We start from the raw sequence: 22,663 nt of genomic DNA on the forward strand, positions 1-22,663 counted from the left end.
CATTGCGGCAGGGTTCATCGTCCCGCGTTCGTGCCCGACTCATTCGTACGGGGTTTCAACGCAAAGGCCCCCACCCGCCATGCGGCGAGCGGGGGCCCGGGGCCGATACCATGTATTACATGTTATCGGCGACGGCCTGGCCGAACTCGGAGCACTTGAGAAGCTTGGCATCGTCCATCTGGCGATGGAAGTCATAGGTGACCTCACCCTTGGAGATGGCCTTCTCCATACCCTTGAGCACCAGATCGGCGGCTTCGACCCAGCCCATATGACGCAGCATCATCTCCGCAGAGAGGATAAGTGACCCGGGATTGACCTTGTCCTGGCCGGCGTACTTGGGTGCCGTACCGTGCGTGGCCTCGAACATGGCCACGGAATCGGACAGGTTGGCGCCCGGGGCGATGCCGATGCCGCCCACTTCTGCTGCCAGGGCATCGGAGATGTAGTCCCCGTTGAGGTTCAGGGTAGCAATCACGTCATATTCGGCTGGACGCAGCAGTATTTGCTGCAACATGGCATCGGCGATCACGTCCTTGACCACGATATTCTTACCGGTCCTGGGGTTCTTGAAGGTCATCCAAGGGCCGCCATCGAGTAACTCGGCACCAAACTCCTCCTTGGCGAGTTCGTAACCCCAGTCCTTGAAGGAACCCTCGGTGAATTTCATGATGTTGCCCTTGTGCACCAGGGTCAGCGACTCGCGGTCATTGTCGATGGTGTACTGCAGGGCCTGACGGACCAGACGCTTGGTGCCCTCGACGGAAACGGGCTTGACACCGATACCGCAGTTCTCGGGGAAACGGATGTTGGTAACGCCCATTTCCTCGCGCAGGAACTTGATCACCTTGTCGGCTTCCGAGGTACCGGCCTTCCACTCGATGCCGGCGTAGATATCCTCGGAATTCTCGCGGAAGATAATCATATCCACATCGCCAGGCTTCTTCACCGGGCTCGGCACGCCCTCGAACCAGCGAACCGGACGCTGGCAAACATAAAGGTCGAGCTTCTGGCGCAGGGCGACGTTCAGGGAGCGGATACCGCCACCCACTGGCGTGGTCAGCGGCCCCTTGATGGAGACGACGTAATCCTTGACCGCTTCCAGGGTTTCTTCCGGCAGCCAGGTGTCGGCATCGTAGATCTGGGTGGACTTCTCGCCGGCGTAGACCTCCATCCAGTGTATCTTGCGCTCGCCGTTGTAGGCCTTCTGCACGGCTGCATTGATGGCGATCATCATGGCCGGCGTCACGTCGACACCGATGCCATCTCCCTCAATGTACGGGATGATCGGATCAACAGGCACGTTCAGGGTGCTGTCGGCGTTGACGGTAATCTTGTGGCCGCCTTCGGGCACGACGATTTTCTGGAACCCCATTGAGAACTCCCCTGTCTGGTCTGTTCAGTGGAGCGCGAAGTATAGCATTTACCCGCATGATCGGAGTAGGCTTGACCCGATATTTGTCGACAATCCATGGTAGCAAGACCTTGGTCGAATGAGCTCGCTCTACCTCCTGCATAAGCCTTATCATATGCTATCCCAGTTCACCGACCACTCTGTCGCCGGAGTGATGCCCCGCGCCACCCTTGCTGACATCATCACGGTACCGAACATCTATGCGGCCGGTCGACTCGACTATGACTCGGAGGGATTGCTGCTCCTGTCAGACGACGGCCAGTTGATTCACCGTATCGCCGACCCACGTCACAAGCAGCCTAAGGTGTACCGCTTGCAGGTCGAGGGCTGTCCCGACGATGCGTCTCTGCAAACCCTGCGGCATGGCGTTACCCTGAAAGACGGTCAAACACGGCCGACCAAGATACGACGACTGACTACCAGCGGACTGGCCGAGCGCGACCCGCCACTGGACCCGAAACGCCATGCCGAAACCCAGTGGCTGGAAATGACATTAACAGAGGGGCGCAATCGACAGGTCCGCCGAATGCTGGCCCATGTCGGTCATCCTGTGCTGCGCCTGGTGCGCGTCGCCATCGGCCCCTGGCAGCTCGACGACATGGCCCCTGGAGAGTGGCGCCGCGAGGTGCTTCACGTTCCGCGCCCTGTCGCTGCTCATTCAAAACGATCACCGGCGAAAACGCCGCGTCCCAAACGCCGCAATGGAGAGCGCCGATGAAACGCTGGCAACCCTACGTGACCGTGGCCTGCGTTGTGGAACGCGCCGGCCGCTTTCTGATGGTCGAGGAGGATCGTGGCGGTCCTCACACCCTGTTCAATCAGCCAGCCGGTCACCTGGAACCCGATGAGCGAATTCGCGAGGCAGCGCTGCGCGAAGTACGCGAGGAGACGGCCTGGCAAGTCGGCATAACGGACTACCTGGGCATGTACGTTTACCAGACACCGGATGGCCACACGTTTCACAGCCACGGTTTCTTCGGCATGGCCTTGGCTCACCTGGGCAACGATCTCGACAAGGGAATTCTCGCCACCCACTGGCTAACGCTTGAAGAACTCGAGGCGCTCGAACGCCAGGGACGCTTGAGAAGCCCCATGGTAATGCGGCGCGTCCGTGACAGCCTTGCTAGTAAATTCTATCCCATGCACGTGATTCACGAGCGCTAGCCGGTCGAAGCGCGAAGCCTGCATCGTGTATAATTCTGGTCCATTTACGATTCACGTTATCTGAGAGCGCCCATGACAGCCCCTCCAGGCAAGGTGATTGTCGGCATGTCCGGCGGTGTCGACTCCTCTGTATCAGCGCTGCTGCTGCTTGAGCAGGGCTTCGACGTCGAAGGACTGTTCATGAAGAACTGGGACGAGGACGACGGCACCGAGTATTGCACCGCCAAAAACGACTTGGCGGATGCCGAAGCCGTCTGCGCGAAACTTGGCATCAAATTGCACACCGCCAATTTCGCGGCCGAGTACTGGGACAATGTGTTCGAGCATTTCCTCGCCGAGTATCAGGCCGGGCGCACGCCGAACCCGGACATCCTGTGTAACCGCGAGATCAAGTTCAAGGTATTCCTGGAATACGCCGAGATGCTCGGTGCCGAGAAGATCGCAACCGGCCACTATGTTCGCCAAGGACAGGTCCGCGGACGACTCGATGGTAACTTCCGGCCACGCCTGCTCAAGGGCCTGGATGCCAACAAGGATCAGAGCTACTTCCTGCATGCCGTGCCGGAGGCCGCCATCGCGCGTACCCTCTTTCCGGTCGGCGAGCTGGAGAAACCAGACGTGCGCGCCATCGCCGAGCAGCATGACCTGATTACGGCGAGAAAAAAGGATTCCACCGGCATCTGCTTCATCGGCGAGCGGCGTTTTCGAGATTTCCTGCAGCAGTACCTGCCGGCCCAGCCAGGGAGCATCGAGACACCCGACGGTGACGTCATCGGCGAGCATCAGGGCTTGATGTACTACACCCTGGGGCAGCGTCAGGGCCTGGGCATTGGCGGTGTGGCCGACTACCTGGACGCCCCCTGGTACGTGGCCGCCAAGGATCTCGAGCGCAATGTGCTGGTCGCCGTTCAGGGCAAGCACCACCCGCTTCTGTACACCGACTCGCTTGCCACCGAAGCCGTGGACTGGGTCGCCGGCGCTCCCCCGGCGCGCGAGGCTCGCTGTTCGGCCAAAACCCGCTATCGCCAGGACGATGTGCCCTGTCACATGCAGGCGCGCGACGACGGCGGCGTGGTGATTCATTTCAAAGATCCCCAGCGGGCCGTCACGCCCGGCCAGTCCTTGGTGCTCTACGACGCAGACGTCTGCTTAGGCGGTGGAGTGATCCGCCAAACCTGGAACGCCAAGGAGCTCGCCGCATGAGCGATTCCACCCCCATCCACCGCGCCCCGGCCACTCCCGTAGCGCGCCAGGCGCTGGCCTTGGCCGGTGTGTTCCAGGCCGCCAGTCTGGTCGATGAATTGGCCCGTACCGGTCAGGTCGAACAGCGCGTCTGGGAGACCCTGATCCATGCCACTCTGGACACCAACCCCGAAAGCTTCGAGGCGATCTACGGCGGCCATCCCAACAACCTCCGCCGTGGCCTCGAGGTACTCGAAATGGTCGTCGGCCGGCGCCAGGCCAACCCAGTCGTGCTGCGTTACGGGTTTTCGCTGCTGATGCTGATGAGCAAGCTACGCAACAATAACGCCATGATGGACGAGCTGGGCCAGCACCTGACACGCATCCAGGGCCAGGCCGAACATTTCGGCGAGACCCACGAGAACGTGATTGCCAGCCTCGGCGAGGCGTATCAGAAAACGGTCTCCACCTTCAAGACGCGCATTGTCGTTCAGGGTGACCCCTCGCTCCTGCAGACCCGCATGATGCCCGAGCGCGTCCGCGCCATTCTGCTCGCCGGCATCCGCTTTGCCCTGCTGTGGCACCAGCAAGGCGGTCGCCGCTGGAAGCTGGTCGTCCAGCGCGGCCCACTCAAGAAGACGCTCGACCAACTGGGCTGATCGCCTTTATTTACCCGTTTCGGAATCCAATGCATGCCAGCCGCTCCCCTGACACTTTCCGCCCTTACCGCCCTCTCGCCGGTCGACGGCCGCTACGCCGCCAAGGCGGAAAGCCTGCGTGAGCACTTCAGTGAATTCGGCCTGATTCGCGCCCGGGTCGTCGTCGAGATTCGCTGGCTGCAGCGCCTCGCCGAGATCGACGAGATTGGCGAAGTCCCCGCGCTTTCCGCCGAGGCCACTGCCTTTCTGGAAGCGATCATCTCCGGCTTTTCGGTGAGTGATGCCGAGCGCATCAAGGAGATCGAGCGAACCACCAATCATGACGTCAAGGCGGTGGAGTACTTCCTCAAGGAGCGAATTGCTACCCAGCCCGAGCTGCATGCCATCACCGAGTTCGTGCACTTCGCCTGTACCAGCGAGGACATCAATAACCTGTCCTACGGCGTGATGCTCACCGACGGCCTCGCCGCGCTGCTGCCGGTGATGCACCAAGTCACCGACGAGATTGGCGGCCTTGCCCATGAGCATGCCGAGCAGTCAATGCTGTCGCGAACCCACGGCCAGACGGCGACGCCCACCACCCTAGGCAAGGAAATGGCCAACGTGGCCTATCGCCTCAAGCGCCAGCTGCGCCAGATCGAGAACGTCGAAGTGCTGGGCAAGATCAACGGCGCGGTCGGCAACTACAATGCCCACCTGGTTACCTACCCCGAGGTCGACTGGGAAACCAATGCGTGCCACTTCGTCGAAGGGCTGGGGCTGACCTTCAATCCCTACACCACCCAGATCGAACCCCACGACTATATCGCCGAGCTGTTCGATGCGATCTGCCGCTTCAATACTATCCTGATCGACTTCGCCCGGGACGTCTGGGGTTACATCTCGCTGGGTTACTTCAAGCAGGGGACCGTCGCCGGCGAGATCGGCTCGTCGACCATGCCGCACAAGGTCAACCCGATCGACTTCGAGAATGCCGAGGGCAACCTGGGGCTGGCCAATGCGATTCTCGGCCACTTGGCCCAGAAACTGCCGATTTCCCGCTGGCAGCGCGACCTGACCGACTCCACGGTGCTGCGCAATCTCGGTGTAGGCCTGGCCTACGGCCTGATCGCCTACCATGCCGCGCTCAAGGGCATCGGCAAGCTCGAGGCCAATCCGACCCGCCTGGCCGACGATCTCGACGGTAGCTGGGAAGTGCTCGCCGAGCCCATCCAGACCGTTATGCGCCGCTACGGCATCGAGAAACCCTATGAAAAGCTCAAGGAATTGACGCGCGGCAAGCGCATCGACCAGGCCGGCTTTGCCGCCTTTATCGACACGCTGGACCTGCCAGCGACGGTCAAGCAGGATCTCAAGACGCTGACGCCGGCCACCTACACCGGCAATGCCGCCGACCAAGCCAGGAAACTCTGACCATGTCCGCCGACACCCCCCGCGTCCTGCTGGGCGGCCTGAGTGCCGCGGAGTTTCTCCGCGACCATTGGCAGCGCCAGCCATTATTGATTCGTGGCGCCATCCCGAGCTTCGAGAGCCCATTGGATGCCGACGAACTGGCAGGGCTCGCCTGCGAAGAGGGCGTCGAATCCCGCCTGGTCGAAGCGCGTGGTCGCGATGCACAAGGCAACGAGCGCCCCTGGCAGGTCCGTGAAGGCCCCTTCGATGCGACCACCTTTGCCGAGCTTCCCGAGGGCGATTGGTCCCTACTGGTTCAGGCCGTGGACCATTACGTGCCCGAGGTGGCCGAGCTCCTCGCCGCCTTCGACTTCCTGCCCCGTTGGCGGCTTGACGACATCATGGTCAGCTACGCCCCGCCCGGCGGCAGTGTCGGGCCGCATGTCGACCAGTATGACGTCTTCCTGCTACAGGGCAGCGGTACGCGGCGCTGGCAGCTGGGTGGCCGGGTCGACGATGACGCGCCGATTCTCGAGGGGATCGACCTGCGCATTCTCGAGCGTTTCGAGGTCACGGCGGACCATGACTGGCGGCTCGAGCCCGGCGACATGCTCTACCTGCCCCCCGGCTGGGCCCATCACGGCGTCAGTCAATCCGACGACTGCATGACCTTCTCGGTGGGCTTTCGCGCCCCGTCGGCGGACGAAGCCATTACCTCGTTCGCTGATTATCTTGGCGAACAGCTGCCCGCCTCGTGGCGCTATGCCGATGCCGGCATGACGCCACCGAGGGACCCGGCGGAACTCGACGATGCCGCGCTGTCCCGCATGCGCACCTTGATTCTCGACACCCTCGACGATCCGGTCCAGCTTGGCGAATGGTTCGGTCGGGTGATGACCCAACCCAAGTATGTCGACCAGCTGGTCGCCAACGAGGAGCCGTCCGACATCGAGGTGCTTGTCGCCACGCTAGAGGACGGCGAGGAGCTGGTGCGCAGCCCCGGCTCCCGCTTCGCCTGGCGGGCCACGGAAGACGATCAGGCAACGCTTTTCGCTGACGGCGACGGCGTTCCCTGCGATCTGCGGCTTGCCAAGGCGATTGCCTCCGACACGCCGCTCGATGCCGAACTGCTCGCACTTGACGGCGCCCCCGAGGTACTGGCGCAGCTGCTCGATGCCGGCAGCCTGGGGTGGGTCGGCGAATTCGACACGGATTAGTGCCATGCTCACGTCTCTGGAAATCCTCGAAGGCGACTGGCTGCTCCTGCGTGATGCCGCAAGCGATATCCGTCGCGTGGTGTTCATCGAGGAACAGCACGTCTCACTGGAAGAAGAGTGGGACGGCCGGGATGCCGAAAGCCATCACTTTCTCGCCCTGCTCGAGGGCCGTCCCGTGGGTACCGCACGCCTGCTGCCCGATGCCCACATCGGTCGCGTTGCGGTACTCGCCGAAGCACGCGGGCGAGGCATCGGTGTGGCCTTGATGCAGTCAGCCATCGCCACCGCACAACGCCACGGACACACCACCGTCGAACTCGCCGCCCAGACCCATGCCCTGGGCTTCTATGAATCTCTTGGTTTTCGCCCTGTCGGTGACGCGTTCATCGAGGCGAATATTTTGCATCGCAATATGCAGCTAACGCTGCGTTCTTGAACACCTGAAATATCAGTTCCTGCCGAAAATTAACTACACGACGACCCCATGAAGCGTCACTCTTGTAGTCGAGCTACAACTTCCCTTTCCCCCAAATACCAATTGCCGAAGCCCGTCGGCAAGGGGCACAGTAGGGTTCATGCAGAGGAAGATAATCGCCTGGCAAGCGTTGATCGGGTATTGGGTGTTCAAGAAACTGTTCTAAAACATCGCCTCGCTCGGGATTCGACTAAGGTCGCAGAGACAAGCCGCGACAACTGGTCGAACCTGACATCATTTCGCAGGTGCAGCATAATCGGTTACCGAATGATGCACCCAGCGATTCCAGCGACCGACACGCCACAGACAGCGATCTGGTGTTTCGATCACGAAAAAAACCCTCCTGACCTGAAGGTAGGCCCCATGGCAGCATTCAACGACGAACTCAAGGCACTGGCTCAGCTGCGCGAGGCCCAGCGTGGCAAGTGGGACAATATCAATCCCGAGTACGTGGCACGCATGCGGGTCCAGAACCGTTTCCAGACCGGCCTGGATATCGCCCGCTACACCGCCAAGATCATGCGCGACGACATGGCGGCCTATGACGCCGACAGTTCACAATACACCCAGTCACTGGGTTGCTGGCACGGCTTCATCGGTCAGCAGAAAATGCTCTCGATCAAGAAACACTTCGGCACCACCAAGCGTTCGTACCTCTATCTTTCCGGCTGGATGGTCGCCGCCCTGCGCTCCGAGTTCGGGCCGCTGCCCGATCAGTCCATGCACGAGAAGACCACCGTGCCGAGCCTCATCGGCGAGCTCTACACCTTCCTGCGTCAGGCCGATGCCTGGGAGCTCAACCACCTGTTCCGTGATCTGGAAGAGGCCAAGTCAGCGGGCGACAACGCCAAGGCCGACCAGCTGATCGCCAAAATCGACGCGCACGAAACGCATGTAGTGCCGATCATCGCCGACATCGATGCCGGTTTCGGCAACGCCGAGGCCACCTACCTGCTGGCCAAGAAGATGATCGAAGCCGGCGCCTGCTGTATCCAGCTCGAGAACCAGGTGTCCGATGAAAAGCAATGCGGCCATCAGGATGGCAAGGTCACCGTGCCCCACGAGGACTTCATCGCCAAGATCAACGCCGTGCGCTACGCCTTCCTGGAACTGGGCGTCGAAGACGGCGTGATCGTCGCCCGCACTGACTCGCTGGGTGCCGGCCTGACGCAGAAGATCGCCGTGACCAAGGAACCGGGGGATTTGGGCGATCAGTACAACAGTTATCTGGATGGCGACGAGATCGACAACGCGGCGGATATCGACAACGGCGACGTGGTCATCAAGCAGGATGGCAAGCTGGTCAAGGTCAAGCGTCTCGCCTCGGGTCTCTACCAGTTCAAGCCGGGTACCGGGGAGGATCGCGTGGTGCTCGACTGCATCACCAGCCTGCAGAACGGTGCCGACCTGCTGTGGATCGAAACCGAAAAACCCCACGTGGGTCAGATCGCGGCGATGGTCAACCGCATCCGCGACGTGGTGCCCGATGCCAAGTTGGTGTACAACAATTCGCCGTCATTCAACTGGACGCTCAATTTCCGCCAGCAGGTGTTCGACGCCTGGCAGAAGGAAGGCAAGGACGTTTCCGCCTACGACCGTGCCGCCCTGATGAGCCCCGAATATGACGACACCGAACTTGGCAAGCTGGCCGATGACTGGGTGCGCAACTTCCAGCGCGACAGCGCTCGCGAGGCCGGTATTTTCCATCACCTGATCACCTTGCCGACCTACCACACCGCGGCACTTTCCACAGACAACCTCGCCAAGGGCTACTTCGGTGAGGAAGGCATGCTGGCCTATGTGGCAGGTGTTCAGCGCCGCGAGCTTCGTGAAGGCATCGCCACGGTCAAGCATCAGGACATGGCAGGCTCCAACATCGGCGATGATCACAAGGAGTTCTTCCACGGCGACGCGGCCCTGAAAGCCGGGGGCAAGGACAACACCATGAATCAGTTTGGCTGAATACCGCTCTGGCTCGAAAACGATGGCAAGGCTTAGGGGGAAGCGATCGGCTTCCCCCTTTTTTGTGCTAAATTTTCACACTTTTTCACCAGCGCAGCGCGTACACTGGCCAGCAATTACACCCTGTCGGCTGGTCAAAGACCGTTAAGATCGTTAAGCTGTTTAGTGAACACTGTTTTTTAACTAGTTCGTGACCGGCAGCAGCTTGGGAGCCCACCTCACGGCTCGCTGATCCGAACGAATGTCCCGATATCTGCAGGAGGTTCTCCATGAAACATCTTCTTCCCGTGCTGGCGCTCAGCGCCTTGACGCTGGCCGGTTGTGCCAACACGTCGCCCTATTCCGGCAACGTGTATTCGGGCAACCAGGCCAAGTCGGCACAGACCGTGAGCTTCGGAACCATCACCGCCCTTCGCCAGGTCCAGATTCAGGCCGACAGCCGCGCCGGAGGCCTGCTGGGTAGCGGTGGCGGAGCCGTCATCGGTGGCCTGCTGGGTAATCAGGTAGGCGGTGGCTCAGGACGCCAGCTCGCGACCGTTGCCGGTGCGCTGGGCGGTGCCGTCGCCGGGACCAAGGCCGAAGAATCCACGAACCGCATCGCTGCCTGGGAGATGGAAATCCGTCAAGACAATGGCCAGAATGTCGTGGTGGTTCAGAAAGCCGACCAAAACTATCAGGTTGGTCAGCGAGTTCGTCTGATCGGTAGCGGCTCGAATGTCAGCGTTGCGCCCTACTGACACGGTCCTACGCCGCTAATACGGCTCGGACTCACCGTTGTTAACCACAATGCCCGCGGCAATCTATTGCCGCGGGCATTGTGGTCTCGAGCATCTCGTTGCTAGGGTCCGCTCAGTGGAAATCTGCCTTGTTCTTTACCCAGCCGACCAGCTTGATACCGATCAGGGCAGCCAAGCCAATGAGGATGGCCATCAGCAGGATGTCCACCGGTCGAACCACCGTCGTAGCGCCAATGATGGCCAGCGCCAGGCTCCATACCAGTCGGTTGTCACCGTGGGTTTCCATTACCGATGGCAGCATCTTGTCGAGCCCTCGGCTGACGCTGACATCCCAGCGGGTGTAGCACAGGTAAAATATCACGGCGAAAGCGATCAGCCAGATCACGGCTTGTGTCATGGATAGTCTCCAGGCGGTATAGATACAACAGGTTGAAGCGTGAATGCACCAAGGGTATCGCCGCCGGTTGAGCCACGCAACCGCGTTGACGCGCGTGAAATCGCCTCAGGATTCAGAGAAGTATCCTGAAATTCTTCCATTGCCCTGACAGCCCCCCGATTCCCGCGTTATCATGATGATGTACATGCACTCACCGAAAGGTATCTTCATGCAGATTGCGCAGAATTCAGTTGTCGCGTTCCATTACACTCTGACCAACGATGCAGGTGAGGTGCTGGACAGCTCGGAAGGCCGCGAGCCGCTCACTTACCTCCACGGCGCCGGCAATATCGTACCGGGCCTCGAGAAAGAGCTTGAAGGCCACAAGGCAGGTGAAAAGATACAGGCCACCGTAGTGCCCGAAGAAGGCTATGGCGAGAAACAGTCACAACTGGTGCAGGAAGTGCCGCGCGATGCATTCCAGGGTGTTGAAAGCGTCGAGCCCGGCATGCAGTTCCAAGCGCAGACCCAGGGCGGCCCGTTGATGGTCACCGTGACCCAGGTGGAAGGCGATACGGTGGTCGTGGACGGTAATCACCCCCTCGCGGGCCAGACGCTCAACTTCGACGTAGAAATCGCCGAAGTTCGTGCCGCCAGCGAAGAAGAAGTCGAGCACGGTCACGTCCATGGCGAAGGCGACGGCCATGGCGAAGCGGCTCAGCAGCAATGAGGCAACGTTAAAAGCCCAATGTCAGCACGCTTCGCAGAATCAAGGGGCAGCCATCGGCTGCCCCTTTTTCTGTGTACGCGCCACTGATGACTTGCCAATCCTGATACTCCCCCCTACTTTTCCGGCCAACCGTTGAGCATTTGGCCACTCATCTCGCTAGTACTTTCTCAGCGTCAAGTAACCGCCCCAGAGGCGGGTCGCCGTGGTGACCAGGCAGGCGAGCGCGAAAACGCTGGCCAGCCACGCAAAATGTTCTGGCCAGAGGCAGAAAACCACGAATGCCACAACCGTTTCGGTCCCCTCGGTGAGCCCATGCAGATAGTAGAAAGCCTTGCTCTCGAACTGTGGCCGCTCGAGATGATGCTTGGTCGCCATGATCGCGAAAGCCAGAAACGAGGTGCCGGTACCGATGAAGGCAAACAACAGGAAGGCGGCGGGTAGCGCATTGGTCGGTGGGTCCGCCAGAGCGAAACCCAGCACCACCGCCGCGTAGAAAACGAAGTCCAAGCCAATATCGACGAAGCCTCCTGCATCGCTGGACTGGCCAAGATGACGCGCCAATGCACCATCCAAGCCGTCACCCAGGCGATTGAGGAGTATCACGGCCAGCGCAGTGTGATACCACTCCATGGCCAGCAGCGGCAACGCCAGCATGCCGATTAGAAAGGCCGCCAGGGTGACCTGGTCGGGACGCACCCCAAACGTCGCAGTGAGTCGCGCCAGCGTCGTCAAGGGCCCTTGGGTCAAGGGCATGGTCCAGCGGTCGAGCATCTCAGCGTCCTGTCGTATCGTCGTGTCGTGCCTTGCCACGTCGCCAGGCGAAATAACCCGCCAGCCACCCCAGCACGCGTTCTGGTTTATGAGCATTCTTCCAGCTACCTGCCGTGGCCTTTACCGCCTCGCTGAACGTCGGGTAGGGATGAATCGTGCCTAGCAGCTTGTTGAGCCCGATCCCCTGGGTCATGGCCAGGGTGAATTCAGCAAGCATCTCTCCGGCGCCGTGGCCGACGATGGTTGCGCCGAGAATACGGTCTTTACCCGGCACGGTCAGCACCTTGATGAACCCTTGGGTCTGGCCCTCGGCGATGGCACGATCCAACTCGCTGAGGTCGTAACGCGTCACCTCCACCTCGATGTCGTCGCGGCGCGCCTCCTTCTCGTTGAGGCCGACCCGCGCCACCTCGGGGTCGGTAAAGGTGACTGCCGGCAAGGCCCGGTAACTGACCCGAAAGCGCTTGAATTCACCGAAAAGGGCATTGACGGTGGCATGCCAGGCTTGATGGGCGCTGGCATGAGTCAGCTGGTAGGGGCCCGCCACATCGCCACAGGCCCATACGTTGGGCAGCACGCTCTGTAGCGACTCGTCCACATCGAGTGTGCCGTCCGCACGCGTCTCGACCCCTAACGCCTCCAGTCCCAGACCTTCCACGTTTGCCTGACGCCCCACGGCCACCAGCAAGCGGTCGAAGGGCAGCGTCTCATGGGGCGATTCACCAGCCTCGGCGGCCTGCATAGTCAGCATGTGACCACTCTCAGGATCAGATACCACGCGCAGTGCTTGCGTGCCGGTGCGCACCACGACGCCCTCCTCGATCAGTCGCGCCTCGACCTGAGCCGCCACATCACGATCCTCCCGGGGCAACAAATGCTCGCCCATCTCGACCAGGATCACGCGGCTGCCCAGCCTGGCGAAGCTCTGACCCAGCTCGCAGCCGATGGGACCACCACCCAGCACCAAGAGGCGTTGCGGCAGGCGCTCCAGCTGCCAGAGATTATCCGAGGTCAGCACCTCGATACTTTCCAGGCCAGGCAAGGGGGGCACGCGCGGCCTGGCGCCACTGGCGATGATCACATGGCGCGTCGTCAGGACCCGCTCGCCGACACGTACCCGCCAGGGATCCTCCAGGTGCGCCTGACCACCGATTACCTCAACTCCCAGGCCCTCATAACGCTCGCGGCTGTCGTGTGGTGCCACCTCACGCACGGCCCGATGAACATGGCCCATTACCGCCGCAAAATTTACCTCCGGCTTGCCCGTCTGAATGCCGAAACGCTCGGCATCACGGATGCCGCTGACCAGTCGGGCCGCCCTGATCAATGCCTTGGACGGCACACAGCCGGTATTCAGGCAGTCCCCGCCCATCTGGTCGCGCTCCACCAGCGCTACCTTCGCCTTGACCGCCGAGGCGATGTAGCTTGCTACCAACCCCGCAGATCCGGCGCCAATCACCACGATATCCTGATCAAAACGCGTTGGCCGATCGAAACGTTTGCCCAGCTGGCGGCGCTTGCCCAGCGCAACGAGCCCCCGAGCCAGCCAGGGAAACAGCCCTATCAGCACGAAGGAGCCGATCAGCCCCGGCGACAGTATCCCGCCCAACGACTCGAGCTCACCCAGTTCACGGCCAGCATTCACGTAGACCGCCGTACCCGGCAACATACCGAGCTGGCTGACCCAATAGAAGGTCAAGAGGCGCATGCGTGTCAGACCCATGACCAGGTTGATCACGAAGAAAGGGAACAGAGGGATCAGGCGCAGGGTAAAGAGGTAGAAGGCGCCTTCGCGCTTGATACCGGCATTGATGCGCCTCAGCTGAACGGCAAATCGACGCTCCAGCGGCTCCCGCGCCAAGGTGCGGGCGATCAGCGCCGCCAGCGTCGCCCCCAGGGCACTGGCGAAGGAGATCAACACCAACCCCCAACCGAAGCCGAACAGGGCGCCACCCAGCAACGTCAGCAGCGTGGCACCGGGAAGCGAAACCGCAGCCATCGTCACATAAATGAGAAAGAAGCCACCGGCCACCGACAACGGCTCGGCCGCAAGCCAGACCTGAAAGCGTGACTGTTCGGCTTGCAGATTGGCCAGGGTGAGGATTTCATGTGCCCCACTGAGGAAATAGACCGCCACGACGAGTAGAACGGCAGCCAGGAGGATCAAGCGACGTCGAGTCAAGGGTAGGGCTCCTGGGAAAAGCTGCCTCGCGCGGCAGCATTCGTATCAGACACCTGTGTCGTGGCGTGCGGCGATAACTTACAGCACGTTGCACCGGCACGCGGTACATGTTTAAACAAGGATTGTACGGAACCCTCTACAAGCGACAACCTCTAATCCTTTATCCCTGAGCCAAGGAACCACTCTATGACACCTTTCATGACGCTTTCTCCAGGCCGCTTCCTTATCCGTGCCCTGCCCGTCGCCATCGCCTTGTCAATACCCGCCATGACAATGGCAGAGGAAGAAGCCGACAGCGCTCGTGCTGTCTTCGCCGGCGGCTGTTTCTGGTGTGTTGAGGAAGCCTTCGACCCAGTGGAAGGCGTCCTCTCCACCACCTCGGGCTTTAGCGGCGGACATGTCGAGGATCCCACCTACAATCAGGTCGTGGCGGGCGATACCGGCCATACCGAGGTGGTCGAAATAGAATATGACCCGAGCGTCGTCGACTACGCAACGCTGCTTGAGGTGTTCTGGCGCAATATCGACCCTTTCGCCGTGGATCGACAGTTCTGTGATGCGGGCGATAGCTACCGTAGCGAGATCTTCGTGCTCGATGATGAGCAGCGCTCACTTGCCGAGGCAAGCCTCGACAGTCTGGAAGAGCGCTTTGATCAGGAAATTGCCACCGAGATCACTGACTTTGAAGCCTTCTACCCCGCCGAGGAATACCACCAGAACTACTACCAGGAAAATCCGGTGCGCTACCGCTTCTACAAGTCGGCGTGTGGCCGCGTCGAGAGGCTGGAAGAGATCTGGGGCGATGAAGCCGGCGGACTATCTTGAGACTCTTGCGTTTACCGCTTTCTCACGGCGCCACAACCAACCGGCGATCGCAAAGGTCACTCCCAGCACCAGCCAGGAGCCGATCGCCACACCCAACCACCCACCGAGTTGCCAGAAGGGTTCAAGCCAAAGGCTTCCCAGGCTGGCACCGCAATAGTAGAAGACCAGATAAAGGGCCGAGGCGCTGCCTCGGGCTCGTTCGGCATGACGGCCAACCCAGCTCGAGGCCATCGAGTGCGAGAGAAAGAAGCCGAAGGCATTGATCGTCAGGCCTACGATGATCACTGGCAGCGAGCTTGCCAAGGTAACGATCGTACCGACCATCAGAATTCCGATCCCCAGCATCATGCATACCGGCTGGGGCAAGGACTTGGCCAGTCGACCTGACAGCGCCGACCCGAGGGTACCGCCGAGGTATGTGACGAAGATCAGGCCGATCAGGCGGGCGCCCAAGCCGAAGGGCGCATCGGCCAGACGGAAGGTGATGTAACTGTACTGGTTGATAAAGATCAGGAAATTGAGCCCACCCAGCAGATAGGCACCGAGCAACAAGGGGTTGCGCAAGTGCCCGACCAGGTCGGCCACAGCGCCCTTCAGTTCGAAAGGACGTGGTGTGAAGGCCCGGGAAGCCGGGAGTAGCCTCCAGAACAGCGCCACGCCGACGAGCGTCATCAGGCCCACCGTCATGAAGCTCGCCGGTGCGCCGCCGATTTCCGCCACAGCGCCACCGACAACACGACCGCCGATTCCGCCCAGAGTATTGGCGCCGATGTAGAGCCCGACCGCCGAGAGCAGCGCCGGCCGGTCAAACTCATCCCCCATCCAGGCGATGGCAACTGCCGGCAACCCTCCCAGCACGAAGCCCTGCAGGGCGCGTAGCAAAAGAAGGATCTCGAAGTTCGGCGCCAGCGCCAGCCCCAGCGACATCAACCCGGCCGCCAACAGCGTGTAGCGCATGATACGGTCACGGCCGATGGCATCGGATAGCGGGCCGAAGACCAGCAGCGAGGCCGCCAGGGACAGGGTCGCCAAGGACATCACCAGACTGACCACTAGGGTCGAGACACCAAACTCGGTGCGCAAGGCCGGCAATAGTGGCTGGGGAGCATAGAGGTTAATGAAGACGAGAAAAGATCCCAGGCAGAGCGCCAGGGTCGCGCGCCACCAAGGGGGGCTTCGCGCCGCGATTCGACCGGACGTATCGCTCATCCGTTACCGGTAGTCGCGACTCGCTGAGCCAGTTGCACCGGCTCGATGGCCCGTCGGGCCTGCCAGTAATAACGCTGCCAGTAATGATGATCGAGTTCCGAGACCGTCACCCCTTGCGACCTGGATGCATGCAGGAACAACCCCTCACCGAGATAGATACCGACGTGCCGATAGGGACCCGGGGGCTGGAAAAACACCAGGTCGCCGGCCTGTAGCTGGCTGCGCTCTACCGCTTTGCCCAGCTCAACCTGCTCACCCGTGGTTCGTGGCAAGTCATAGTGGAAGCTGTCGCTGAAGATGTTCTGCACCAGTGCCGAGCAGTCGACACCCCGTCCCGTCGTGCCACCTAGTCGATACGGCGTTCCTACCCAGCGCTCATGTTGGTCGAGCAGCGCCTGACGCACCACGGCGGGAGACGAATGCTGGAAGCGTTCCAGGTTGCGAAGCGGATTGTCGACCGGCGACATCATGGGGTCCCAGTTATCGGGTAACCCCGGCAACTGGTGGGCGAAATAATCATCCTGGGCCGGCGGTGCTCCGGTATCGTGCGGCGCGTTGGCACAACCGACCAGTAAGGCAACGGAAACCGCAACCATCGTGGCTCTGAACGGCGTTCTGCACAACCGGGGGGCGCTCATCTAGCGATGACCTCATTCCTTGAGCCGCACCCTGTCCGCCGCGCGACTGCTCGCGTGTCTCGAACTGGTGGATGTCGTTGTGGCAGTGATGCAGGAGAAGGACCGGTATCACTGCCACAACGGCCTGTCGGCGACTCACTTCGTGGCGACGACTCCCGACAAAGGAGCCTATCGATAAGACCCGTACTATAAATCACATGTCCCGCACAAGGCGAGAGCTCAATGCAAGGCGTGGGTGTCGCCTGGCAAGGTATCGATATGCACGGGCGCCCAATGGCTTGGACGAGCCCCAGGATAATCGAGGCTGGCCCAGGGTCCAGCCAATGGGGGGGCCGCCGTCAACCAGGCGACAAGCGCCTGCCGGAAGCCGGCGAGAAAGGCTTCCCGCTCCGGCGTCTCGCCCATGAAGAACGAGAAGCCCGTGTAGAGGCCCCGGGCGAATTCCTCCCAACCGCCATAGTGAGCGGCTGCCAAGTCGTGCGCCCTCTCCAGCAGGGAAATGAAGTCCGACGCACCGAGCCAACCGAGTTGGCGACCGGCAATGGCCAGGTCAACGGCCTGCGAGATGTCCCAGGCCGTCATGTCGGTATCGTTGCAGCCATCCTCGTTGTCGCGAACCCGCTTCAGCCGGAGCAGATGATGCCTCTCCTCTTCGCTGCAATCGCCCGATTCCAGCGTACTGATCTCCGAGGCAAGCCGACCGGCATTCAAGGTATAGGGTGCATAGTTGATCTGATACTCCTGACGGTCGCCGGCCTCAAGCAGGGTGTTTAGAAAATCGATCAGCTCATCGGCAGAGTGCAGGTCATAATGGCCATCGACCCATTCCCGGATCGCGACACACTCTCGCTCGCTCTCGGCATGCGGCAAACTCCAGGCGGCGCTGTTCAATGGGCCGACCAACGACATCGCCGTGAAGTGCGCAAGGCTCGGACGGGGACCGGGCTCCTGCCAGGCGACCGCTTGCCAATCGAGCCAATGAAACTCGCTTCCCGGATCGTCCAGGTGCCAACGAATCTCATCGACCAGCGATGGCTGGCTATCCTCGGGCAGCAGCGCCTCCCAACTAGCCCAGGCCTCGAGCAAGCGTCGCGCGTCGGGATAGAAGCGGCACAAGGAGCTGCGCAGCGCCTCGGATAACACGTTCAAACCCTCGCTATCGAAGGCCTCGCTATCGAAGGCCATCTGGAGATAGAACGCGTACTTCTCGGCCATTTGGATAGTCGCGGCATAACGGCTCGCCTGGCGCAACGCATCACGATTCGCCAAGGCCTCGGGGTCGGGGTGCCCGAATGAGGTCACTGCCGGTGGCAAGGCGCCATGAACGGCATCAGCAGCCAGCTGGTTGAGATGATGGGCCTGGGCCGGCAACCAATAGCGGGCCAGTGCCTGCACGCCCTCCTCGGCATGCAGATCCAAGGTCTCGCGCAGATACTCTCGGGCATCCTCGCGCCTGACCGCGAGCGGGGTGGAACCGGGACCCTGGCGGGTCGCGACCTCCGGCTCGCGTACCGCGGACAACGCCAGCACCCAGTGGTGGGGGTCACGCCGCCAATCACGAATGAACTGACGCGACGCCTCTATTGATGCCGGCGCCAACAAACCCTGAAGTGGCGTTCGCCACGGGCTCACCGGCGACTGCATCAACAATCGCCAATCGCTGCCGAGCGCCGTCAGCCGATTGCGCCCTTCGAACAGGCTTCGGCCGCGCTGATAGGCCCGAGCCAGCGCCGACCAGTCGCTGTAGCGACGCACGATCAAATCACCACCGTGCAAGGCAAACTGTTCCGCCTCGTCGGCGTCGAGCCATCCCAGGCATGCCCCCGACCAGGCAAGATCGATTAGTCGCAGCCAGTCCCAGGCAGCCCACTCCAGCGGCTCACCCTGGTCGACGAAACCCAATAGCACACGGCCGTAATCCCGCTCAGTGTTCTCCAGGCCATCGCGCCATTGGCGCCGCTCGGCATCATTCAAAGACAGCAGCCGCGTTGCATCGAGATCCCATCCCTGTCGGTCGCCCTGGGCCCCCAGCCACAACAGGGCGCGAATCAGATCATCGCGACCACGGATCTGCCAGGCCTCGGCCAGCCATCCTTCCAGGTCGGCCCAGTCGATCACCGATCCTGGAACTTCGAGTACCGGCGCGAAGCCAGCACGCAGCCGCCAGACGCGCTCGCCAGGGCCATCGGGCCAGAGCGGCAGCTTCTCGTCGTGTACAGCCAGCCACTCCTCGAGTCGCTCCCAGGTGATGCCGTCACCCTCGTGTTCCAACACAGAAAGCGCTTCGCAAGCCTCACAGAAGCCATCATCCCCGCGCACCCATCCTTGGGCACTGCGCGCCTGTCGCAATGCCGTCAGCCAGGCGTCGAGGTCGGCATAATGTGCGGTGATTTCCTCGGCAAGGCGCTGCGTCCAGCGTCGGGCGCAGGATGGCGACAGCCACCCAGCGGCGCCGGCCAGGGCAATCAGCTCAAGGCCATCCAGCAAATGGCCGGCATCGACACCACTGCCACCACTTCCCATGGCGCCAAGCAATTGCCAGCCCAGTTCACCCCGATCATTGACGCCCAGATCAGCAAGGCGTGCGGACGCCGCCTCGGCAGTGATCGACAGCGGGTCGGGCGCAAAGGCCCAATCGCATAGCACCAGCTGCTGGGCCCACCAGGCATTCAGGGCATCGACCAAGGCTCACCTCGAATTTCGCGAAAGACGAACGGCACACCTCAGCGTACCAAAAAAATTTAGGCGACTGATTGTAGCCGAAAGCAGCGCTGGCGCCGATGGTTCAACAACATGAAATCGCCTTCCTGCCGAATGCCCTTGTGGGTAAGATAGCTAGGCTTGGCGTAACGTTTAATATACTGCACACTTGTTCGACATGATGATCAACCGTCTCAGGAGAGGACATGACCTCGCAAGCCGATCTACTGGTTGACAAGGCCTATATTGCCGGCCAGTGGCGTGATGGTGAGCGCCATTTTAGCGTCACCGATCCCGCCACTGGCGACGTGCTAGCCGAGGTGCCCGACCTCGATGGCGAGGCGGCGCGTGAAGCGATTGCCTCCGCCGAGGCGGCCTGGCCAGCCTGGCGCAAGCTGCCTGCCAAGGAGCGGGCAGCCCTGTTGCGTGCCTGGTTCGATGCCATCATGACCCACCAGGAAGCCCTCGCCAGGCTGATGACCCTGGAACAAGGCAAGCCGTTGACGGAATCGCGGGGCGAAGTCGCCTATGGCGCCTCCTTCGTGGAGTTCTATGCCGAGGAGGCCAAGCGCATGGCGGGCGAGACTCTGCCCAGCCATGGCATCGACAAGCGCATTCTGGTCTTCCGCGAGCCCATTGGGGTCGTAGCGGCCATCACGCCGTGGAATTTTCCCCTGGCGATGATCACTCGCAAGTGCGCCCCAGCCCTCGCCGCCGGCTGCCCAGTGGTCATAAAGCCCGCCGAGGCGACGCCCCTCACCGCCCTGGCGCTGGCCAAGCTGGCCGAGCACGTCGGCTTCCCCGCCGGTGTACTCAATGTTGTGACCGCCTCGCGACCGGCCGAAATCGGTGAAGTGCTGACCACCGACCCGCGAGTACGCAAGATTTCCTTCACCGGCTCCACGCCGGTGGGAAAGAGGCTACTCGCCCAGTGTGCCGGTACCGTCAAGAAGGCCTCCATGGAACTTGGCGGCAACGCACCGTTCATCGTCTTCGATGATGCCGATCTCGATGCTGCGGTCGAAGGCGCCATCGCCTCCAAGTACCGCAACTCCGGCCAGACCTGCGTCTGCACCAATCGTCTGCTGGTCCAGTCGGGTGTCTATGAGGCGTTCCTCGACAAGCTGGCCGCCCGTGTCGCCGAACTCAAGGTCGGCAACGGCCTGGACGACGGCGTGATCCAGGGACCGCTGATCAACCAGGCCGCCGTCGACAAGGTCGAAGCGCATATCCATGATGCCCTGGCCAAGGGGGGCCGACTGATTGCCGGTGGGAAGCCACACGCCCTTGGCGGCACCTTCTTCCAGCCGACCATCATCGCCGACGTCACCATCGAGATGCGCGTCGCCACCGAGGAAACCTTCGGCCCATTGGCACCGGTCTTTCGCTTCGACACCGAGGAAGACGCCATCGCGATGGCCAATGCCACCGAGTTCGGCCTGGCGGCCTATTTTTATGCACGCGACTACCGGCGCATCTGGCATGTCATGGAAGGACTGGAATATGGCATGGTGGGCGTGAACGAAGGCATTATCTCAACGGAATTGGCGCCTTTCGGTGGCGTCAAGGAATCAGGCCTGGGTCGCGAAGGTTCACGACACGGCCTGGACGAGTACACTGAACTAAAATATGTCTGCGTCGGCGGCCTCTGATCGCCCGCAACGTCTCACAAGGAGGCAGTATTCATGAACAACGCCCAACTTAACGAACTCAAGCAGCGCTATGTGGCCAACGGCGCCGCCAGCCCCGCCACGGCCTTCGCCGAGCGTGCGGAGAATGCGCAGGTTTGGGATGCCGATGGCAATCGCTTCGTCGATTTCGCCGGCGGTATCGGCGTGCTCAACATCGGCCATCGCCACCCCAAGGTCGTTCAGGCTGTCAAGGACCAGCTCGACAAGGTCATGCATACCTGTCAGACGGTGATGCCTTACGAAGGCTACGTGAAGGTGGCGGAAAAGCTCAGCCAGATCACACCGGTACGCGGCCATGCCAAGGTCATGCTGGCCAACTCCGGCGCTGAAGCGCTTGAGAACGCGGTCAAGGTCGCGCGTGCCGCGACCGGCAAGACCAACGTCGTGTGTTTCGACGGTGGCTACCACGGCCGCACCTTCATGACCATGGCCATGAACGGCAAGGTCAATCCCTATCAGACCGACTTCGGCCCCATGCCGGGCACTGTTTTCCGCGCGCCCTACCCGGTGCCCTATCACGGTGTCAGCGAAGATGAGGCACTGCGTGGCCTGAAGATGGTGCTCAAGACCGACGCCAATCCCAAGGACACCGCGGCGATCGTCCTCGAGCCGGTCCTCGGCGAAGGCGGCTTCTATCCTGCCTCGACGAGCTTCCTTAAGGCGATCCGCGAGATCTGCGATGAGCACGGCATCCTGATGATCGTCGACGAGGTGCAATCCGGTTTCGGCCGCACCGGCAAGATGTTCGCCATCGAGCACAGCGGCGTGGAGCCGGACATCATGACCATGGCCAAGAGCATGGGCGATGGTATGCCGATTTCGGCCATCGTCGGTACCGACAAGGTCATGGATGCGTCTGGCGCCAACTCACTGGGCGGCACCTACACCGGCAGCCCCGTTTCCTGCGCCGCGACGCTGGCGGTACTCGAGGTCTTCGAGCAGGAGGGCATTCTCGAGAAGAGCCAAGCGCTCGGCGACAAACTGGCCAAGCGCTTCGCCCAGTGGCAACAGGACTTCGACTGCGTGGACAATGGCCGTAACATGGGCGCCATGGCCGCCGTCGACCTGGTATCCGACAAGGCCAACCACACTCCAGATGCTGACCTGGCGGGCGCGCTATGCAAGAAGGCCCGCGAGAAGGGCTTGATCCTGCTCTCCTGCGGCATGTACGGCAACACCATACGCTTCCTGATGCCCGTCACTATCGAGGATGACGTGCTCGAGGAGGGTCTCGGCATTCTAGAGGCATCGCTCAAGGAGCTGGTCGGCGCCAAGCAAACCGCCAACGCCTGACGCCATCGGTGACCCGCCCAACAGAACGCGCCTCCTCACGGAGGCGCGT

Annotated in this window: 21 protein-coding genes; 14 read left to right on the forward strand and 7 right to left on the reverse strand. The window is 61.6% G+C overall.

The features are described 5' to 3' along the window. Positions 1 to 115: 115 nt before the first annotated feature. Positions 116 to 1,372, reverse strand: a complete 1,257-nt coding sequence (icd, locus tag KG088_RS12445) for an NADP-dependent isocitrate dehydrogenase (protein WP_213825857.1) — start codon at positions 1,370 to 1,372, stop codon at positions 116 to 118. Between the two features lie 118 nt (positions 1,373 to 1,490). Between icd and KG088_RS12450 the strand changes: the two genes are divergently transcribed. The 9 genes from KG088_RS12450 to KG088_RS12490 all read left to right on the forward strand — a co-directional run bounded on the left by KG088_RS12450 (position 1,491) and on the right by KG088_RS12490 (position 10,199). Next, complete coding sequence (locus KG088_RS12450; protein ID WP_213825858.1) at positions 1,491 to 2,129, forward strand: pseudouridine synthase; 639 nt, start codon at positions 1,491 to 1,493, stop codon at positions 2,127 to 2,129. After that, complete coding sequence (locus tag KG088_RS12455) at positions 2,126 to 2,575, forward strand: NUDIX domain-containing protein (RefSeq protein WP_213825859.1); 450 nt, start codon at positions 2,126 to 2,128, stop codon at positions 2,573 to 2,575. The genes KG088_RS12450 and KG088_RS12455 overlap by 4 nt, the downstream gene beginning before the upstream one ends. 72 nt (positions 2,576 to 2,647) lie before the next feature. Then, positions 2,648 to 3,778, forward strand: coding sequence for a tRNA 2-thiouridine(34) synthase MnmA (gene mnmA, locus KG088_RS12460; protein ID WP_213825860.1), 1,131 nt, complete (start codon positions 2,648 to 2,650; stop codon positions 3,776 to 3,778). Further along, positions 3,775 to 4,416, forward strand: coding sequence for a high frequency lysogenization protein HflD (gene hflD, locus KG088_RS12465; protein ID WP_213825861.1), 642 nt, complete (start codon positions 3,775 to 3,777; stop codon positions 4,414 to 4,416). The genes mnmA and hflD overlap by 4 nt, the downstream gene beginning before the upstream one ends. Before the next feature lie 48 nt (positions 4,417 to 4,464). Further along, positions 4,465 to 5,829 (forward strand): adenylosuccinate lyase, encoded by a 1,365-nt coding sequence (purB, locus tag KG088_RS12470; RefSeq protein WP_213826002.1) that lies wholly within the window; start codon positions 4,465 to 4,467, stop codon positions 5,827 to 5,829. 2 nt (positions 5,830 to 5,831) lie between these two features. Beyond that, positions 5,832 to 7,025 carry a cupin domain-containing protein gene (locus KG088_RS12475; RefSeq protein ID WP_213825862.1) on the forward strand — a complete coding sequence of 398 codons (1,194 nt, stop codon included), beginning with the start codon at positions 5,832 to 5,834 and terminating at the stop codon, positions 7,023 to 7,025. A gap of 4 nt (positions 7,026 to 7,029) precedes the next feature. Next, positions 7,030 to 7,461, forward strand: a complete 432-nt coding sequence (locus KG088_RS12480) for a GNAT family N-acetyltransferase (protein WP_213825863.1) — start codon at positions 7,030 to 7,032, stop codon at positions 7,459 to 7,461. Between the two features lie 402 nt (positions 7,462 to 7,863). After that, positions 7,864 to 9,462 carry an isocitrate lyase gene (locus KG088_RS12485; RefSeq protein ID WP_213825864.1) on the forward strand — a complete coding sequence of 533 codons (1,599 nt, stop codon included), beginning with the start codon at positions 7,864 to 7,866 and terminating at the stop codon, positions 9,460 to 9,462. Between the two features lie 269 nt (positions 9,463 to 9,731). After that, positions 9,732 to 10,199 (forward strand): outer membrane lipoprotein, encoded by a 468-nt coding sequence (locus KG088_RS12490; protein WP_213825865.1) that lies wholly within the window; start codon positions 9,732 to 9,734, stop codon positions 10,197 to 10,199. 112 nt (positions 10,200 to 10,311) lie between these two features. On the opposite strand, the gene KG088_RS12495 is transcribed toward KG088_RS12490, so the two are convergent. Then, complete coding sequence (locus tag KG088_RS12495; RefSeq protein ID WP_213825866.1) at positions 10,312 to 10,596, reverse strand: hypothetical protein; 285 nt, start codon at positions 10,594 to 10,596, stop codon at positions 10,312 to 10,314. A gap of 208 nt (positions 10,597 to 10,804) precedes the next feature. Here KG088_RS12495 and KG088_RS12500 point away from each other — a divergent pair, with 208 nt between their 5' ends. Further along, positions 10,805 to 11,305 (forward strand): FKBP-type peptidyl-prolyl cis-trans isomerase, encoded by a 501-nt coding sequence (locus KG088_RS12500; protein WP_213826004.1) that lies wholly within the window; start codon positions 10,805 to 10,807, stop codon positions 11,303 to 11,305. Between the two features lie 156 nt (positions 11,306 to 11,461). Here KG088_RS12500 and KG088_RS12505 read toward each other — a convergent pair whose 3' ends face one another. Both KG088_RS12505 and KG088_RS12510 read right to left on the reverse strand, forming a co-directional pair. Further along, entirely contained in the window at positions 11,462 to 12,076 is a 615-nt protein-coding gene (locus tag KG088_RS12505; RefSeq protein WP_213825867.1) for a CDP-alcohol phosphatidyltransferase family protein, read from the reverse strand. Between the two features lies 1 nt (position 12,077). Continuing rightward, a complete protein-coding gene (locus tag KG088_RS12510) occupies positions 12,078 to 14,258 on the reverse strand; it encodes an FAD-dependent oxidoreductase (protein WP_213825868.1) in 2,181 nt (726 codons plus the stop codon). Positions 14,259 to 14,456: 198 nt separating this feature from the next. Here KG088_RS12510 and msrA point away from each other — a divergent pair, with 198 nt between their 5' ends. Continuing rightward, complete coding sequence (msrA, locus tag KG088_RS12515; RefSeq protein WP_213825869.1) at positions 14,457 to 15,083, forward strand: peptide-methionine (S)-S-oxide reductase MsrA; 627 nt, start codon at positions 14,457 to 14,459, stop codon at positions 15,081 to 15,083. Here the strand turns inward: msrA and KG088_RS12520 are convergent. Then, positions 15,075 to 16,292 carry an MFS transporter gene (locus KG088_RS12520; protein ID WP_213825870.1) on the reverse strand — a complete coding sequence of 406 codons (1,218 nt, stop codon included), beginning with the start codon at positions 16,290 to 16,292 and terminating at the stop codon, positions 15,075 to 15,077. The genes msrA and KG088_RS12520 overlap by 9 nt on opposite strands. After that, a complete protein-coding gene (locus KG088_RS12525) occupies positions 16,289 to 16,888 on the reverse strand; it encodes an NlpC/P60 family protein (protein ID WP_213825871.1) in 600 nt (199 codons plus the stop codon). Before KG088_RS12525 ends, KG088_RS12520 begins: the two co-directional genes overlap by 4 nt. Positions 16,889 to 16,949: 61 nt before the next feature. On the opposite strand from KG088_RS12525, the gene KG088_RS12530 reads away from it, so the two are divergent. Continuing rightward, positions 16,950 to 17,108, forward strand: a complete 159-nt coding sequence (locus KG088_RS12530) for a hypothetical protein (protein WP_213825872.1) — start codon at positions 16,950 to 16,952, stop codon at positions 17,106 to 17,108. A 41-nt stretch (positions 17,109 to 17,149) separates the two neighbouring features. Here KG088_RS12530 and KG088_RS12535 read toward each other — a convergent pair whose 3' ends face one another. Continuing rightward, positions 17,150 to 19,615 (reverse strand): DUF1266 domain-containing protein, encoded by a 2,466-nt coding sequence (locus tag KG088_RS12535; protein WP_213825873.1) that lies wholly within the window; start codon positions 19,613 to 19,615, stop codon positions 17,150 to 17,152. A 221-nt stretch (positions 19,616 to 19,836) separates the two neighbouring features. Between KG088_RS12535 and KG088_RS12540 the strand changes: the two genes are divergently transcribed. Both KG088_RS12540 and gabT read left to right on the forward strand, forming a co-directional pair. Continuing rightward, positions 19,837 to 21,282: an NAD-dependent succinate-semialdehyde dehydrogenase gene (locus KG088_RS12540; protein WP_213825874.1), complete on the forward strand. Its 1,446-nt coding sequence runs from the start codon at positions 19,837 to 19,839 to the stop codon at positions 21,280 to 21,282. A gap of 33 nt (positions 21,283 to 21,315) precedes the next feature. Beyond that, a complete protein-coding gene (gene gabT, locus KG088_RS12545) occupies positions 21,316 to 22,614 on the forward strand; it encodes a 4-aminobutyrate--2-oxoglutarate transaminase (protein ID WP_213825875.1) in 1,299 nt (432 codons plus the stop codon). Positions 22,615 to 22,663 lie beyond the last annotated feature (49 nt).

It is taken from the genome of Halomonas jincaotanensis (assembly GCF_018448785.1).
Taxonomy (GTDB): Bacteria; Pseudomonadota; Gammaproteobacteria; order Pseudomonadales; family Halomonadaceae; genus Halomonas; species Halomonas jincaotanensis.